The sequence below is a fragment of the Rhodoferax sp. genome (assembly GCF_028715765.1).
GTDB lineage: Bacteria > Pseudomonadota > Gammaproteobacteria > Burkholderiales > Burkholderiaceae_C > Rhodoferax.
The window spans coordinates 1-17,115 of the sequence record NZ_JAQURE010000056.1 but is presented as its reverse complement, the minus strand read 5'-3'; the positions used below and the strand labels follow the sequence as shown (position 1 = coordinate 17,115).

12 protein-coding genes and 3 pseudogenes are annotated in these 17,115 nt (G+C 57.9%); 10 read left to right on the top strand and 5 right to left on the bottom strand.

What is annotated here, in order from left to right; all coding sequences use genetic code 11:
* From PHT20_RS14665 to PHT20_RS14655, 3 genes and pseudogenes are all read left to right on the top strand, one after another.
* Positions 1–291: pseudogene (locus tag PHT20_RS14665) on the top strand (endonuclease III); the annotation flags it as partial.
* A complete protein-coding gene (locus PHT20_RS14660; protein ID WP_300086229.1) occupies positions 288–1,124 on the top strand; it encodes an HDOD domain-containing protein in 837 nt (278 codons plus the stop codon). The pseudogene PHT20_RS14665 and the gene PHT20_RS14660, both read left to right, overlap by 4 nt.
* 166 nt (positions 1,125–1,290) lie before the next feature.
* Positions 1,291–3,087 carry a diguanylate cyclase gene (locus tag PHT20_RS14655; RefSeq protein ID WP_301021097.1) on the top strand — a complete coding sequence of 599 codons (1,797 nt, stop codon included), beginning with the start codon at positions 1,291–1,293 and terminating at the stop codon, positions 3,085–3,087.
* On the opposite strand, the gene PHT20_RS14650 is transcribed toward PHT20_RS14655, so the two are convergent.
* Both PHT20_RS14650 and PHT20_RS14645 read right to left on the bottom strand, forming a co-directional pair.
* The gene (locus PHT20_RS14650) at positions 3,076–3,687 is read right to left on the bottom strand and encodes a histidine phosphatase family protein (protein ID WP_301021096.1); all 612 of its coding nucleotides are present in this window, start codon (positions 3,685–3,687) and stop codon (positions 3,076–3,078) included. The genes PHT20_RS14655 and PHT20_RS14650 overlap by 12 nt on opposite strands.
* Entirely contained in the window at positions 3,684–4,523 is an 840-nt protein-coding gene (locus PHT20_RS14645; protein ID WP_300086246.1) for an adenosylcobinamide-GDP ribazoletransferase, read from the bottom strand. Before PHT20_RS14645 ends, PHT20_RS14650 begins: the two co-directional genes overlap by 4 nt.
* A gap of 255 nt (positions 4,524–4,778) precedes the next feature.
* Between PHT20_RS14645 and carA the strand changes: the two genes are divergently transcribed.
* The 5 genes from carA to PHT20_RS14620 all read left to right on the top strand — a co-directional run bounded on the left by carA (position 4,779) and on the right by PHT20_RS14620 (position 11,071).
* On the top strand, positions 4,779–5,966 hold the full coding sequence (carA, locus tag PHT20_RS14640; protein WP_301021095.1) for a glutamine-hydrolyzing carbamoyl-phosphate synthase small subunit: 1,188 nt from the start codon (positions 4,779–4,781) through the stop codon (positions 5,964–5,966).
* Positions 5,963–6,655, top strand: coding sequence for a leucine efflux protein LeuE (gene leuE, locus PHT20_RS14635; RefSeq protein ID WP_301021094.1), 693 nt, complete (start codon positions 5,963–5,965; stop codon positions 6,653–6,655). The genes carA and leuE overlap by 4 nt, the downstream gene beginning before the upstream one ends.
* 70 nt (positions 6,656–6,725) lie before the next feature.
* Positions 6,726–10,028, top strand: a complete 3,303-nt coding sequence (gene carB / locus PHT20_RS14630; protein ID WP_301021093.1) for a carbamoyl-phosphate synthase large subunit — start codon at positions 6,726–6,728, stop codon at positions 10,026–10,028.
* Positions 10,029–10,153: 125 nt separating this feature from the next.
* Positions 10,154–10,630, top strand: coding sequence for a transcription elongation factor GreA (gene greA / locus PHT20_RS14625; RefSeq protein ID WP_300084866.1), 477 nt, complete (start codon positions 10,154–10,156; stop codon positions 10,628–10,630).
* Positions 10,631–10,639: 9 nt separating this feature from the next.
* The gene (locus PHT20_RS14620) at positions 10,640–11,071 is read left to right on the top strand and encodes a DUF4149 domain-containing protein (RefSeq protein WP_301021092.1); all 432 of its coding nucleotides are present in this window, start codon (positions 10,640–10,642) and stop codon (positions 11,069–11,071) included.
* Positions 11,072–11,107: 36 nt separating this feature from the next.
* On the opposite strand, the gene PHT20_RS14615 is transcribed toward PHT20_RS14620, so the two are convergent.
* Positions 11,108–11,581 (bottom strand): YhbY family RNA-binding protein, encoded by a 474-nt coding sequence (locus tag PHT20_RS14615; protein WP_301021091.1) that lies wholly within the window; start codon positions 11,579–11,581, stop codon positions 11,108–11,110.
* A gap of 92 nt (positions 11,582–11,673) precedes the next feature.
* Here PHT20_RS14615 and PHT20_RS14610 point away from each other — a divergent pair, with 92 nt between their 5' ends.
* Entirely contained in the window at positions 11,674–12,348 is a 675-nt protein-coding gene (locus PHT20_RS14610) for an RlmE family RNA methyltransferase (RefSeq protein ID WP_301021090.1), read from the top strand.
* A gap of 121 nt (positions 12,349–12,469) precedes the next feature.
* The gene (gene ftsH, locus PHT20_RS14605; protein WP_300084874.1) at positions 12,470–14,389 is read left to right on the top strand and encodes an ATP-dependent zinc metalloprotease FtsH; all 1,920 of its coding nucleotides are present in this window, start codon (positions 12,470–12,472) and stop codon (positions 14,387–14,389) included.
* Between the two features lie 148 nt (positions 14,390–14,537).
* On the opposite strand, the pseudogene PHT20_RS14600 reads toward ftsH, so the two are convergent.
* Both PHT20_RS14600 and PHT20_RS14595 read right to left on the bottom strand, forming a co-directional pair.
* A pseudogene (locus PHT20_RS14600) lies at positions 14,538–15,287 on the bottom strand (crotonase/enoyl-CoA hydratase family protein); the annotation flags it as partial.
* A 231-nt stretch (positions 15,288–15,518) separates the two neighbouring features.
* Positions 15,519–17,115, bottom strand: a pseudogene (locus tag PHT20_RS14595) (FAD-dependent oxidoreductase); the annotation flags it as partial.

Sequence of the window (17,115 nt, the reverse complement as noted above, 5' to 3'; positions counted from 1 at the left end):
CGAAAAACCGCCAATGTGGTGCTGAATGTGGCATTTGGCGAACCCACCATGGCGGTAGACACCCATATTTTTCGCTTGGGCAACCGCACTGGGCTGGCACCGGGTAAAACGCCGCTGACGGTGGAACAGCAGTTGCTCAAGCGCGTGCCCAAGGCCTATGCAGTGCATGTCCACCACTGGTTGATTTTGCATGGCCGCTACATTTGCCAGGCACGCACACCCAAATGCTGGCAATGCAGCGTGGCTGCTTGCTGCGACTTCAAACCCAAAACCAAAGCACCCACACCATGAGCCTGCCAGACCGTGCCCCGTTTACCGACATGTCGGTGTTTTTAAAAGCCATTCAGTGGCCGGTGATGCCCGAAGTGGGGCAAGCCCTGATTCGCACCCTCAACGACGAAGAAGCCGACATGTTCACGGTCTGCCGCATCATTGGCAAAGACCCAGCGCTGACGGCCACGCTGCTGCGCATGGCCAACAGCGCCATGTTTGGACTCTCAGGCACGGTTGACACGCTGGAGCGTGCGGTCAGCGTGGTGGGCATGTCGCTGGTGCGCGCCCGGGCGTTGTCGGTGTGTGTGGTTCACAGTTGCCAACTGCCGCTGGGCATTGACCGCAAAGAATTTTGGCGCTACAGCATGCTGTGTGCCGGTTATGCCCAATGGCTGGCCGAGTTGTGTGATGTGGACGACCAGGAAGCCTGGCTGTGCGGCATGATGCTGCGCCTGGGTGAGATCAACCTGGGGCAAGCCCGGCCATTGGCTTTACCCTCGATTGAAGCCAAGCCCATTTTGCCGGGCGAGCGGTGGCTGCGCCAGCGCCAGTTGGTGGGCTTTGACGAGGGCGAAGTCACGGCAGAGCTGTTACTGCACTGGGATTTTCCGATGGCTTTGGTTGAAGGCCTGCGCCATGCCGCCCAGCCCTTGCTGGGGTCTGAATTTCGCAAACTCAGCGCAGTGCTCAACCTGGCAGCACGTCTGGCAGAGACAGGCCCTGTGACACTGGATGCGCTGACCGAGTTACCTGTGATCTTGTTGCAAATGCTGCACTTGGACCCCCAAACCTTGTTGCTGGATGCGCCAGACGCTGACACGCTGGCAGATGTTTCAGCCATTTCGGTGTGACACATCGAGGCATTTGCTTAACCGCAACAATGTGACACTGTCTGCCACCATCTTGGTGCAAAATCAGCGTTGGAAATAGGGGCTTCCCAATGCAGGCGGCCCTGAGCAAAAACCCATAGGCCTTTTTCACCTGCACCACAGCGCGTCCGGCACACCTCAGGGCGTGATGTTGTTCATTTTGAAATCTGCAATTTTGCTGCTGGTCTATGTGCTGGCGGCAAAACTGGGGCTTGAATACGGCCGTCTTCACCAAAGTGTCACCTTGTTTTGGCCACCCAGCGGGATCGCATTGGGTGTGGTGCTGCTGGGCGGCCCGCGCTACCTGCCCACCGTATTTTTGGCCGCTTGGTGGGCCGCCATCGATTCACCACCGGTTTTTGCCGTGGGTTCAGCGTTGGCCAACGTGCTGGAAACCAGCTTTGCGTATGTGCTGGTCACCCGCTGGTGCCATTGCAACAAAGCGCTAACACAAGTTCAAGATGTGTTGAGCATGGTCTTACTTGCGGGCAGTTTGGCCTGTGCAGGCGGAGCTCTGGCGGGTGCCATGGCGCTGGTGGCTGCAGGCACGGTGGCCACTCAAGCCCTGCCCGACGTGGTGTGGATATGGTGGCGCGGCGACATGCTGGGCGTGGCTTTTTTTGCCCCTCTGGTGCTGCTGTTTGCCAAACCACGCGCCTATTTTTCGTCGCGCATTTCCGTCTGGGAGACCGCCGCGCTGTGGCTCTGCGCCAGTGGCGTGGGTTGGCTGGTTTATTTAGGGGGGCAAGCCCCCTGGTTGACGTTGAACCAGCCGCCGCAGCTGGCGTGGCTTTTCCCAATCATCTTTTGGGCAGGTTTACGCACCGGGCGCAGAAATACGGTGTTGATTCAACTCATGTTTTTGGCACAAGCCCTGGCCAGTGCCAACCTCGGCGTAGGCTATTACGCCGACGGTTTTCAAAGCTATGGCGAGGTCAATTTCTGGCTCACAGTCATGGCGCTGGCTTTGCTGCCGCTGTCACTGGCCATCTTGACACGCGAGCGCTGGCTTGCAACCGCTCAAACCGACTTGCATGCCAAAGTGTTCAGCCTCAGCAACGACGCGGTAGAGATATGCGACGCGCAAAACCGCATCATTTCAGTCAACCCCGCGTTCACCCTGATCACGGGTTACACGCCTGAACAGGTGCTTGGGCGAAATCCCAGTGTGTGTGCATCGGGGCAGCATGATCATCTTTTTTATCAAGCCATGTGGCACACCTTGAACAGCACAGATGCCTGGCAGGGTGAGGTCTGGAACCGGCGCCAATCGGGCGAGCTGTATTTGGCCAGCATGTTCATTCGCACCGTGCGAGATGCACAGGGGCAAGTGGTCAATCGCTTGGGCATTTTTTCAGACATCACCGAAACCCGTGCCCAGGCCGAAGCGGTGAAACACCAGGCGCAGCATGATTTTTTGACCAACTTGCCCAACCGGCTGCTGTTCACCGACCGGTTTAGCCAGCTGTTGGCACAAGCGCGGCGCAACGCCTCAATGTTTGCCGTGATTTACCTCGACCTGGATGGCTTCAAAGGCATCAATGACACGCTGGGGCACCCGGTAGGTGACCAGCTGCTGGTGGCCGTGGCAGAACGCTTGACCGCCTTGGTGCGCGAGGTCGACACCGTGTCGCGTCTGGGCGGCGACGAATTTGCCGTGCTGGTCTCTGACGTGAGCAAAAGTGCCGATGTGGTGACCCTGGCAGACAAAATGTTGAACGCTTTGGCCATGCCCTACCCGCTGCCACCGCATGAAGTGCGCGTGACGGCCAGCCTGGGGTTGGCGGTATACCCGCACCATGGTCTTGACATGGAAAGCCTGGTGGCGGCCGCAGACGAAGCGCTGTTGCAGGCCAAAGAAGAAGGTAAAAACGGCTGGTTGCTCTCAGAAGTCGATTGGCAGGACGATGACGCGCCGGAGCGTTTCAGAAATTCACGTGACTGACACGCCCTCTGGCGCGTGGTTCTGCCAGCACTGACCAAACGCTGGGGCATCCATCGGCCACAGCGCGCTGTCGTGAACTTCTTGCACCCCCCGCGCCAACAAGCTGACCGCCCGAATCACCCCGGCATGGGTCAGCCACACCGGCACGTCACCGCTGCGGCACTGGGCTTGCGCTTCTTGCCAGGCGCACGCCACCCGGGCCATGAATTCAGCCACGCATTCCTGGCCACCAAAGCGGTGCTGCCAAAAATCAGCCGTCCAGGCGTCGAGTGCCACTTTGGGTATTTGGCGCCAGGCGCAACCCTCCCATTGGCCGAAATGCATCTCTGCCAGTCTGGCCTCTTTTTTATAAGCCAAATCAGGCCTTAGCGCCCGTAGATACTGCGCAAGCAGCTCACATCTTTGAAGTGGTGACACCTGCAGTTGGGCGCCATGTGGCAGTTGTTTGGCCAACGCTTGGGCTGCGGCTTGGGTGGCATTGGCATCGGCTGGCACATCCAGTTGACCATAGCACACCCCAGGCGCCACCAACGGCTGGGCATGGCGCACCAGCCACAACGTGCCACGGGGTGCAAGAACCGCGCGGGGCAGCAGACTCATAAACTCAGAGCCAACCCAAGGTAAAAAGCCAGTTCGCACACTTGCTGCGTCGCTCCCAGGCAGTCTCCCGTGAAGCCGCCCAAGCGTTGCCAAAACCAGCGCGCCATCCAAGCCCAGGCCAGCAACGAGGCCAACACGGCCTGGGCAAAGGCTTGAAACAAGGCACTGTCTGAGCTCTCAATAGCTATGTAGTTTGTAGCTACTTGCGCATATAAAACAAGGGCTAGAGCAGAAAAACACCATATAAAACCGGTCGCCAATGCGGTGGCGCTGATGTGGTCTGCCAGGGGCTTTGATTTAGACCCTGCCAAGTCGCCCACGTGTGGCAGCAAGCGAATGGTCAGCAGCTGCCAGGTGCGCGACACCACGTGCGCCACCAACAAGGCCACCACCATCAGCGCTGCGCTCACGTCGCCCAGCAAGGCCAACAAGGCCACTTTGCACAACACAGCCAGCACCACGGCAATGGCTCCAAACGCCCCCACCCGCGAGTCTTTCATGATGATGAGGGCACGCTCTCGGTCGACACTGCCACCCAAGCCATCCGCTACATCGGCCAGACCGTCTTCATGAAATGCACCGGTCAGCATCACCCCAAACACCGTGCCCAAAGCCGCCGCCACCAGCGGCGCCGCACCCGTGGCAGGCAGCAGCCACAGCAAGCCTGCCGTGAAAGCGGCCACCAGCAAGCCCACCAACACCCCCACGCCCGGAAAATGCCCAGCGCTGGCGCGCAGCATGGCTGGGCTAAACCCCACCCACTGCGCCAATGCGCCGGTGACTGGAATGCGGGTGAAAAACTGCAAACTCAGCAGGTAATGGCGGATGAACTGCATAAGGCGTGGATTCAAAAATCAGCTTCAGAGGCGGCCATTATCGGCCGTGCCCCAGCCCCACCCGTTGCCATGCAGGTGGCAATTTCGTCGGTCACATGCCAATCCATCCACACTTCACACGCTAAAATGCGTTGCCTCACGGGGCAATAAACCACGCCTGATCTCCCGCCGAGTCATCCCCCTCCCCATCTGCATTCCAGGAGCCATCCTTGGCGCATGATTGGGCGTACCCCAAAATCCCATTCGGAGTAATCAGTGCTTTTGTCTCTCAAGGGAAATACCCCATCAGCCATTTTGGCGCTCGCAGACGGCACGGTCTATTCAGGTGATTCCATTGGAGCCACGGGCTCTACGGTTGGTGAAGTGGTGTTCAACACCTCCATGACCGGCTACCAGGAAATCCTGACCGACCCCAGCTACTGCCAGCAACTTGTCACCCTCACCTACCCACACATTGGCAACACCGGGGTCAACCCCGAAGATGTGGAGTCTGACCAGACTCACGCCGCCGGGCTGATCATCAAAAACTTGCCACTGCTGGCCTCTAACTTTCGCTCAACCCAAACCTTGAGTCAGTATTTGGTGGCCGGTCACACCGTGGCCATTGCCAACATCGACACCCGCCAGTTGACCCGCCAACTGCGCACCCAAGGCGCCCAAAACGGCTGCATTTTGGCGCTGGCGCAAGGCCAGACGGTGACGCAAGCGCACATTGACCAAGCCCTGGCGTTGGCCAAAAACGCCCCGGCCATGGTGGGGCTGGATTTGGCGCAAGTGGTCAGCGCCCAAACAGGTTATGCCTGGACGCAGGCCGAATGGCTGTTGTCCAACCCTGCAACAGGGGGGCAACCGGGCTACACCGAGCAAACCGACGCCCGTTTTCATGTGGTGGCCTATGACTTTGGTATCAAGAAAAACATCTTGCGCATGCTGGCACAGCGGGGTTGCAGGGTCACGGTGGTGCCTGCGCAAACCAGCGCGGCTGAAGTGCTGCAACACCAGCCGAACGGCATTTTTCTGTCTAACGGTCCTGGCGACCCCGAGCCCTGCACCTATGCCATTGCAGCCGCAGCGGAGCTGATCAACAGCGGCATCCCGACCTTTGGCATTTGCCTGGGGCACCAGATCATGGCGCTGGCCAGCGGTGCCAAAACCTTCAAAATGAAATTTGGTCACCATGGCGCCAACCACCCGGTCAAAGACCTTGACTCCGGGCGTGTGTCCATTACCAGCCAGAACCATGGTTTTGCGGTGGACGAAAAGTCCTTGCCAGCTCACCTGCGCGCCACCCATGTCAGCTTGTTTGACGGCACGCTGCAAGGCATGGAGCGCACCGACCAACCGGCCTTCAGCTTTCAGGGGCACCCTGAGGCCTCACCCGGGCCACACGACATCGGTTACCTGTTTGACCGCTTTGTGGCGGCCATGGCGGCACGCGCATGAGTTTTTACGGCGTCACCGACCTCTGGACTTACGTGATGGGTGCTTTTGGCATCATCTTGTTGCCCGGGCCCAACTCGCTGTATGTGCTCTCGGTGGCAACCGCGCGCGGGGTGAAAGCCGGGTTTCAGGGCGCTTACGGGGTGTTTGTGGGTGATACCGTGTTGTTGCTGTGCACCGCTTTGGGCGCAGCCAGCTTGTTGCGCACCCACCCTACGGCCTTCATGGTGGTCAAGTACGCCGGGGCAGCCTATTTGTTTTGGGTGGGGCTGAATCTGCTTATGAGCGCTTTGAAGGGGCTGCGCACGTCGGCAGACGCGATGCAGGCCACGGTGCAGGTCACGGCGAAGGCATCAACCACACCCGCAGCAGCTACCGCATCTCACCTTCAGAGCCCGTTTCGCCGTGCCTTGGTCATCAGTCTGCTCAATCCGAAGGCGATTTTGTTTTTGCTGTCGTTTTTTGTGCAGTTCATTGACCCTACTTATGCGCAACCCAAGGTGCCGTTCTTGATTTTGAGCGCCATTTTGATGACCTTCAGCGCGCTCTACCTGACGGTGCTGATCTTCACCGGCGCCCGCTTGGCTGAAACCTTCAGGCAACGGCGACGCTTGTCGTCCGGCTTGTCTAGCATGGTGGGCGGCTTGTTTGTCTGGTTTGGCACCAAACTGGCCACCGCCAACCTGAATTGAATTTAACTAAAAATGATAGCTACTTGTGCTTTATTCATAAGCGCTAGAGGCACATTTAATACATAAAATTATGGCAAAACGTACTGACATCAAAAGCATCCTGATCATTGGCGCGGGGCCGATCATCATTGGCCAAGCCTGTGAGTTTGACTACTCGGGCGTGCAAGCCTGCAAGGCACTGCGCGAAGAGGGCTACAAGGTCATCCTGATCAACAGCAACCCGGCCACCATCATGACCGACCCGGCCACGGCCGACGTGACCTACATCGAGCCCATCACCTGGAAAACGGTCGAGAAAATCATTGCCAAAGAGCGCCCTGATGCCATCCTTCCCACCATGGGTGGCCAGACCGCACTCAACTGTGCGCTGGATTTGTGGCACAACGGCGTGCTGGCCAAGTACACCGGTGCGGCCACGGGCAAAGCCATCGAGCTGATTGGTGCCAAGCCCGAGGCCATCGACAAGGCTGAAGACCGGCTCAAGTTCAAAGATGCCATGACCAAAATTGGGCTGGGCTCGGCGCGCTCAGGCATTGCCCACAGCATGGCCGAGGCTTGGGACGTGCAGCGCACCGTGGGCTTTCCCACCGTGATTCGCCCCAGCTTCACCTTGGGTGGCACGGGCGGTGGCATTGCCTACAACCCCGAAGAGTTTGAAGTGATTTGCAAGCGCGGCCTGGAAGCCTCACCCACCAACGAGTTGCTGATTGAAGAATCGCTGCTGGGCTGGAAAGAGTACGAGATGGAAGTGGTGCGCGACACGGCGGACAACTGCATCATCATCTGCTCGATCGAAAACCTGGACCCGATGGGCGTACACACCGGTGACTCGATCACCGTGGCCCCGGCGCAAACCCTGACCGACAAGGAATACCAGATTTTGCGCAACGCCTCTTTGGCCGTGCTGCGCGAAATTGGGGTCGATACCGGTGGCTCCAACGTGCAGTTCTCCATCAACCCCAAAGACGGGCGCATGGTGGTGATTGAGATGAACCCACGGGTCAGCCGCTCCAGCGCGCTGGCTTCCAAAGCCACCGGTTTCCCGATTGCCAAGGTGGCGGCCAAGCTGGCCGTGGGCTATACGCTGGATGAACTTAAAAACGAGATCACTGGCGGTGCCACGCCCGCCAGTTTCGAGCCCAGCATCGATTACGTGGTCACCAAAATCCCGCGTTTTGCGTTTGAAAAATTTCCCGCCGCCGACAGCCGCCTGACGACCCAAATGAAGAGCGTGGGTGAGGTGATGGCGATGGGCCGCACCTTCCAGGAGTCGTTCCAGAAAGCCCTGCGCGGCCTGGAAGTGGGCGTGGACGGCATGAACGAGAAAACGCAAGACCGCGAAGTGCTTGAAAAAGAGCTGGGCGAGCCCGGCCCCGAGCGCATCTGGTACGTGGGCGATGCATTCGCCGCCGGCTGGAGCGTGGACGAGGTGTTTGACATCACCAAAATCGACAAATGGTTTCTGGTGCAGATCGAGCAGATCGTCAAGCTGGAACTGGAAATTGAACACCTGCCGCAACCGGCCGTGGGAACCGCGTTGGACAGCATTGACGCTGCCACCTTGCGCGCCTTGAAACAAAAAGGTTTTTCAGACCGCCGTTTGGCCAAGCAATTCAAGACCTCTGACACGGCGGTTCGCGCGCGCCGTCACGCCCTGGGCGTGCGCCCGGTCTACAAGCGGGTTGATACCTGCGCGGCCGAATTTGCCACCAACACCGCTTACCTGTATTCAACCTACGAGGCTGAAGGCTCTGAGTGCGAAGCCGCGCCCACCAACAACAAAAAAATCATGGTGCTCGGTGGTGGCCCCAACCGCATCGGCCAAGGCATCGAGTTTGACTACTGCTGTGTGCACGCCGCGCTGGCCATGCGTGAGGACGGTTACGAGACCATCATGGTCAACTGCAACCCCGAAACCGTGTCCACCGACTACGACACCAGCGACCGCCTGTACTTTGAGCCGCTGACACTCGAAGACGTGCTGGAGATTGTGGACAAAGAAAAGCCTTACGGCGTGATCGTTCAATACGGTGGCCAAACGCCCCTGAAGCTGGCACTGGACCTGGAAGCCAACGGTGTGCCCATCATCGGCACCAGCCCCGACATGATCGACGCGGCAGAAGACCGCGAGCGTTTTTCGGCGCTGCTGCACGAGTTGAAACTCAAACAGCCGCCCAACGCCACCGCGCGTACCGAGCCTGAAGCGCTTGAAAAAGCGTTGTCTTTGGGTTACCCCTTGGTGGTACGCCCGAGCTACGTGCTGGGTGGGCGCGCCATGGAAATCGTGCACGAGCAGCGCGACCTGGAGCGCTACATGCGCGAAGCGGTCAAGGTCAGCCACGACAGCCCGGTGCTGCTGGACCGCTTCTTGAACGATGCCATCGAGTGCGATGTGGACTGCGTGCGTGATGCCACGGGCGCGACTTACATTGGTGGGGTCATGGAGCACATCGAACAAGCCGGCGTGCACAGTGGCGACTCGGCTTGCTCGATTCCGCCCTACAGCCTGTGCACTGAGACGGTGACCGAGATCAAGCGCCAGACCGCCGCCATGGCGCAAGCGCTCAACGTGGTGGGCTTGATGAATGTGCAGTTTGCCATTCAGCACCTGGACGGACAGGACGTGATTTTTGTGCTGGAAGTGAATCCACGCGCCTCACGCACCGTGCCGTTTGTGTCTAAGGCCACCGGCGTGCAACTGGCCAAGGTGGCGGCGCGCTGCATGGTGGGGCAATCATTGGCCAGCCAGGGCATCACGCGTGAAGTGAATCCGCCCTACTTCAGCGTCAAAGAGGCGGTGTTCCCGTTCGTCAAGTTCCCTGGTGTGGACACCATTTTGGGCCCCGAGATGAAGTCCACCGGTGAGGTCATGGGCGTGGGCAAAACCTTTGGTGAGGCTTTTGTCAAGTCGCAAATGGGCGCCGGCTGCAAGTTGCCACGCCCGTTCACGCCTGAAGGCTGCCCCAGCGGCAAGGTATTCTTGTCTGTGAAGCAAAGCGACAAACCACGTGCTGTCGAGGTTGCACGGGCGCTGGTAGCTATGAACTTTGTAGTGATTGCAACCAAAGGCACGGCTGCAGCCATCAACGCAGCGGGTGTGCCATGCGGGCTGGTCAACAAGGTCACTGAAGGGCGCCCGCACATTGTCGACATGCTCAAAAACAACGAGATTGTGCTGGTTATCAACACCGTGGAAGAGCGTCGCAACGCGATTGCCGATTCGCGCCAGATTCGCACCTCGGCGTTGTTGGCGCAGGTCACCACCTTCACCACCATTGCGGGTGCTGAGGCGGCCGTAGAAGGCATGCGTTGCATGGATCAGCTTGACGTGATTTCGGTGCAAGAAATGCATGCCCAGTTGCTGACATGTTGACACCCGGTATGGCGCTCGTTATGGCGCGGAATGTGCGCAGTTAATCGCGGCATAATTCCCATGCACCGCCGAACCCAGCTGTTCGGCGGTTTTATTTTGTAGATTTATTTTTTGCGGAGTTCCACGTGGCAACCCTACCTATTACCAAACGCGGTGCAGACAAACTCAAGGCCGAGCTGCACCAGCTCAAGGCGTTTGAGCGTCCGGCAGTCATCAATGCCATTGCCGAAGCGCGTGCTCAAGGTGACTTGAGCGAAAACGCCGAATACGAATCTGCCAAAGACAAGCAGGGTTTTGTCGAGGGCCGGATTCAAGAAATTGAAGGCAAACTGTCTGTGGCGCAGGTCATTGACCCGGCTGAATTGGATGCCGGTGGCCGGGTGGTGTTTGGCACTACTGTTGACCTGGAAGACGAAGAAACGGGTCAGAAAGTGACCTACCAAATTGTGGGTGAAGATGAGGCCGACCTCAAGCACGGGCTGATCAACATCAACAGCCCGATTGCGCGTGCCTTGATCGGAAAAGAAGAAGGCGATGTGGCTGAAGTGCAAGCGCCAGGCGGTTTGCGTCGCTACGAAGTGGTGGCTGTGCGCTATTGCTGAGTCAATGCCATGCAGGCTTTGAGAGCGCTTGACGTCTGGGTGGCGGCGCTGTGGTGGGGTGGCTTGACCGTAGTGGGGTTTGGCGTGGTGCCGCTGCTGTTTGTGCATTTGCCGACACCCGCCATGGCGGGCACCATGGCAGCCACCTTGTTTTCAGCCCTCAATGTGCTGGCGCTGTTGTGTGGCCTTTGCCTGCTTGTTTTTTTAAAGCTAAATCAGCCTCTAGCCCTTATCCATCAAGCGCGGACAGCTATTTTTTATGTAGTTTCTGGCATGCTGATTGCGCTGCTGTTGGAGTGGGTGGTGGCGCCGCGCATTGTGGCCCGGCAGGATTTACGCCTGTGGCACAGTGTCGGCACGCTGCTGTATGCCTTGCAATGGGTTTTAACCACGTTGATTTTTAAAAACCGGGTTGCAGCCAGAAAAAGCAACGGGGCTTAAAGCCCCGTGAATGGAAGAAAAGGCAACAGCAGTCAATCAATCTTGGTTGCGTTTTTTGATGCTGACGGGTTTCTTTTTGGCACGCTTGATTTGGCCACCGGTGGTCAGGCGTTGGTTGCCCAGGACACGAAGGGTTTTCACCTCAGGGCGTTGACCGCCACGCTTGCTGAATTTCAAAACTTTCACGTCTTTAGGGCCAGGCATGCGGTCGTCGTCAACCGTTTTTTCGCGCTCAGGCAGTGGGCGCCACAGCACTAAAAGTTTGCCGATGTGCTGAATGGGCGCTGCATTGAGCTCGTCTGCCAGGGTTTGAAACATGGCTTCGCGGGCGGCACGATCATCTGAGAAGACGCGCACTTTGATCAGACCATGGGCATTCAAGGCGGCATCGGTTTCTTTTTTCACGGCAGCTGTCAAACCGTCGCCACCGACCATGACCACGGGGTCTAGGTGATGAGCTTCAGAACGGTGAACTTTGCGTTGGGCGGGGGTCAAGAGAATTTGAGACATGTCGGTATTATCGACGAGACAAGCGTCTTTGAAACCGCACGACTCGTTTGGATTTTCTCGGTTTAAACAGGTTATTCACACATTGAGAGCACATGAAATCAGCAGTTAAAAGCAGCAAAGTCAATCGCGCCTGGTTGAATGACCATGTCAATGACACCTATGTCAAGTTGGCACAAAAAGACGGTTACCGGGCACGGGCGGCTTATAAGTTGCAAGAAATCGATGACACCTTGCACCTCATCAAGCCCGGTCATTTGGTGGTGGATTTGGGATCCACCCCCGGTGCCTGGAGCCAATATGTGCGGCGCAAACTGTCTCCCAAAACTGCGCATGGCGGTGGCGCGGCGGCTGGCGCGCTCAATGGGCGCATCGTGGCCTTGGATCTGTTGCCCATGGAGCCGATCGAAGGGGTACTGTTCATTCAGGGCGATATTCGTGAAGAAGCGGTGTTGGCCGAGTTGGCTCAAAAAGTGGATGGCGAACAGGTGGATGTGGTTTTATCAGACATGGCGCCTAATCTGTCGGGCATCAGTTCTGCCGATGCCGCCAGAGTGGAACTGCTGGTTGAACTGGCACTTGAGTTTGCGCAAGACCACCTCAAACCTGAAGGCGCCTTGGTGGCCAAGGTGTTTCATGGTGCCAGCTACGACAACTTGGTCAAACGCTTCAAAGAAACCTTTGTGACCGTCAAGCGGTTGAAACCCAAAGCCTCGCGTGATCGGTCGTCAGAAACCTTTTTGATTGGCGTGGGCTTGAAAAATGGGTGATTTCCTTGTATTTGCTGTGGCTGAAGGACAAGACTTCGCATTGACGAAGCGTTGATAAGCCTAAAATTATCTGCACTGAATTAGTTTCTATCTTGCTTATCTGTCACTTCTGGAGTTTCGCTTGAACAATCCATGGTTTTCAAAAATTGCGGTCTGGTTGGTGATTGCAATGGTGCTGTTTACCGTCTTCAAACAATTTGATTCACGCCCTGCGGTGGGTGCGGGTTACTTGGGGTATTCCGATTTTCTAGACGAGGTTCGCGGCAAACGCATCAAAAGCGCCATCATTCAAGAGGGGCAAACTGGCACGGAAATTGTGGCCATCACCAGTGACGACCGCAAAGTTCGCACCACGGCCACCTACCTTGACCGCGGGCTGGTAGGTGACTTGATTGCCAACGATGTCAAGTTTGATGTGCGCCCACGTGATGAGGGTTCGCTGCTCATGACGCTCTTGGTCAGCTGGGGACCCATGCTTTTGTTGATTGGTGTGTGGGTGTATTTCATGCGTCAAATGCAAGGCGGTGGCAAAGGTGGTGCCTTCAGTTTCGGCAAAAGCAAGGCGCGTTTGCTGGATGAAAACACCAACCCTGTCACTTTCGCGGACGTGGCCGGCTGCGACGAGGCCAAGGAAGAAGTCAAAGAAGTGGTTGATTTCTTGAAAGACCCTTCCAAGTTTCAAAAACTGGGGGGGCGCATTCCACGCGGTTTGTTGTTGGTAGGCCCTCCTGGCACTGGTAAAACCTTGTTGGCCAAATCGATTGCTGGTGAAGCCAAGGTGCCTTTCTTTAGCATTTCAGGCTCAGATTTTGTGGAAATGTTCGTCGGCGTAGGTGCCAGCCGTGTGCGCGACATGTTCGAGAACGCCAAGAAAAATGCACCTTGCATCATTTTCATTGATGAAATTGATGCGGTTGGCCGCCAACGCGGTGCTGGCTTGGGTGGTGGCAATGACGAGCGCGAGCAAACCCTCAACCAGATGCTGGTCGAAATGGATGGTTTTGAGACCAACGTGGGTGTGATCGTGGTGGCGGCCACCAACCGCCCTGACATTTTGGATGCCGCGCTGCTGCGCCCAGGTCGTTTTGACCGTCAGGTCTATGTGACGCTGCCAGACATCCGTGGCCGTGAACAGATTTTGAACGTGCACATGCGCAAAGTGCCGTTGAACCCAGACGTGAACGCTGCCGTGATCGCCCGTGGCACACCCGGCATGAGCGGTGCTGACCTGGCCAACCTGTGCAACGAAGCGGCTTTGATGGCTGCGCGCCGCAATGCCCGCACAGTGGAAATGCAAGATTTTGAAAAAGCCAAAGACAAAATTTTGATGGGTCCAGAGCGCAAGAGCATGGTCATGCCCGAGGAAGAGCGCCGCAACACGGCCTACCACGAGTCAGGTCACGCCTTGATCGGCAAACTGTTGCCCAAGTGCGACCCGGTGCACAAGGTCACCATCATCCCGCGTGGCCGCGCCTTGGGCGTGACCATGAGTCTGCCCGCACAAGACCGCTACTCTTATGACAAAGACTACATGCTCAACCAGATCAGCATGTTGTTTGGTGGCCGCATTGCTGAAGAGGTGTTCATGAACCAAATGACCACCGGCGCCAGCAACGACTTTGAGCGTGCCACCCAAATTGCACGCGACATGGTGATGCGCTACGGCATGACAGCGGCACTGGGCCCCATGGTTTACGCTGAAAACGAAGGCGAAGTGTTCCTCGGCCGCTCGGTGACAAAAACCACCAACATGAGCGAAGAAACCATGCAAAAGGTGGACTCTGAAGTGCGCCGCATCATTGATGAGCAATACGCGCTGGCGCGTCGCTTGATCGAAGAGCACAGCGACAAAATGCACACCATGGCCAAGGCCTTGTTGGAATGGGAGACCATTGACAGCGACCAACTTGATGACATCATGGCGGGTAAGCTGCCACGTCCACCCAAAGACTGGTCTCCACGCATCCCCCCTGCTGGCAACGACACAGGTGCCGGTGGCTCGCCCACGGTGGCTGCTGACGCTGCACCGCACGCAGCTTGATTCTTCCCGCGTTTTACTAACCCTAATTCACCCAGTTTGCAGACTTCTTGTCTTGCAGCTGGATCGCTGTCCAGAGTTACTCAAACGTCATTGGGCTGACGTTCCAGCAGTCAGTAGCTCACCCAACTGCTGGAACGTTTCTTTCTCGTCAATCCTTGAACACCGGCGCGCGCTTGCCCATGTTGGCCATCATGGCCTCTTGCAGGTCGTCTGAGAGCAGCATGGCGGCGTTCCAGGTGGCCACGTAGTTCAGACCGTCGGCCACCGAATGGTCACGGGCATAAGTAATCATTTCCTTTGTACCCCTTATAGATAAAGGGGACTTTGCTGCAATGGTTGTAGCAATTTCACGCACACCCGCTTCCAGCGCCTCGCGTGAGTCAAACACGCGGTTGACCAGCTTCATGCTCAGGGCTTCAGCCGCGTCAAACTTGCGCCCGGTGTAGGCCAGCTCGCGCGTGATGCCTTCGCCCACCAGTTTGGGCAAGCGCTGCAGTGTGCCCACGTCTGCCGTCATGCCAATGTCGATTTCCTTGATGTTGAAGGTGGCATCACTTGAGCAGTAACGCATGTCGGCGCAGCAGATCAGATCAATGCCGCCGCCAATGCACGCGCCGTGCACGGCCGCCAGCACCGGCTTGCGGCAGCGCTCCAGCGCGTTCAACGTGTCTTGTAAGTCCAGAATCACCCCACGCAGGTTTTCACGCATGCGCGCTTCGCAGTCGTTTTGAATCTGGTCGCCCATGCCCATCATCATTTGCAGGTCGATGCCGCTGGTAAAAAGCTTGCCTGCGCCTTGCAACACAGCCACGCGCGCCTCGGGCGTGCGGTCAACCCACTGGAACGCCTGGCGCAGTTCGTGCCACATCGCCAGGTTCATGGCGTTGGCCTTGTCGGGGCGGTTCAGGGTAATGGTGGCAATGTGGTCTGCCAGGCTGACAGTGAGTGTGGTGTAGCTCAAATCACTATCAATTTGAGAGCTACTTGCGCTTGATTGATAAGCGCTAGAGGCTGATTTTTCATACAAATTTTCGGATGACTGAACGGCTTGGCTTGCTGAATCACTGGCCAGCATGGGCACACCTGGCGCTTGAGGCGGTGTGGCGTTTTGCGGCGCAGTGGCGCTGGCCAGGGCAATCGCCAACTCCAGCCCCTGTTTGATGGCGCGTTTGGCATCCAGCTCCTCGGCCTTGTCCGCTCCGCCAATCAGATGCACGCCCAGCCCAGCGGCTTGCAGCGCTGCCTGCAACTCGCGCTGCGGCTCCTGCCCGGCGCAGATCACCACGTTGTCGACAGCCAAGGTGCGCTCTTGCCCGTCTACGGTGATGTGCAGGCCAGCGTCGTCAATGCGGCGGTAGGTCACGCCCGAGAGCATGTCTACATGGCGGTTTTTCAGCGAGGTGCGGTGAATCCAGCCGGTGGTTTTGCCCAAGCCGTCGCCCACTTTGCTGGCCTTGCGTTGCAGCAGGTAGACCTTGCGCGGGCTGGCTTCGATGTGCGCTGCAGTCAGCCCACCGCGCGCTTGGTAGCTGGTATCCACGCCCCATTCGGCAAAGAATTTGGCCGCGTCCAGGCTTGGGCTGGTGCCTTGATGCAGCAGGTATTCGGCGGTATCAAAGCCAATGCCGCCCGCACCGATCAGCGCCACCGTCTGGCCAACCGGCTTTTTGTCGCGCAGCACGTCCAGGTAGCTCAGCACTTTGGGGTGGTTGATGCCCTCAATCGGCGGGGTGCGCGGGGTCACGCCGGTGGCCAGCACCACCTGTTGGTAGCCGCCCGCAACCAGGTCTTGCGCACTCACGCGGGTGTTCAACTTGAGTGCTACGCCGGTCAGTTCAATCTGTTTACCAAAGTAGCGCAAGGTCTCGTAAAACTCTTCCTTGCCGGGGATTTGCTTAGCCACGTTGAACTGGCCGCCAATCTCGGCCGCTGCGTCAAACAGCGTCACGTCCAAGCCGCACTGCGCGGCGGCAGTGGCAAAGCTTAAGCCGGCCGGACCTGCTCCCACCACGGCGATTTTTTCGCGACGGGCGGCAGGCTGCAGGTTGATCAGGGTTTCATGGCACGCGCGCGGGTTCACCAGGCATGAGGTGGTCTTGCCGCCAAAGGTATGGTCCAGGCAAGCCTGGTTGCAACCAATGCAGGTGTTGATTTCGTCCGCCTTGCCGGCGGCGGCTTTCTGCATGAATAACGGGTCGGCCAAAAACGGGCGCGCCATCGACACCATGTCGCAAAAACCATCGGCCAGCAGTTGTTCAGCCACCTCGGGCGTGTTGATGCGGTTGGTGGCTACCAGCGGCACGCCCACCTTGCCTTTGAGCTGTTTGGTCACCCAGGCCCAGGCGGCGCGCGGCACCTTGGTGGCAATGGTGGGGATGCGCGCCTCGTGCCAGCCGATGCCGGTGTTGATGATCGTCACACCGGCTTGCTCCAACGCCTGCGCCAGCTCAATCACCTCGTCCAGCGTGCTGCCGCCTTCAACCAAATCCAGCATCGACAGGCGGTAGATGATGATGAAGTTGGGTCCAACCTTCTCACGCACGCCGCGCACAATGGCCAGCGGAAATTTGATGCGGTTGGGGTAGCTGCCACCCCATTCGTCATCGCGCTGGTTGGTGCGTGCGGCAATGAATTCGTTGAGCAAATAGCCCTCACTGCCCATGATCTCCACGCCGTCGTAGCCCGCGCTTTGCGCCAGTGCGGCGCAGCGCACAAAGTCATCCACC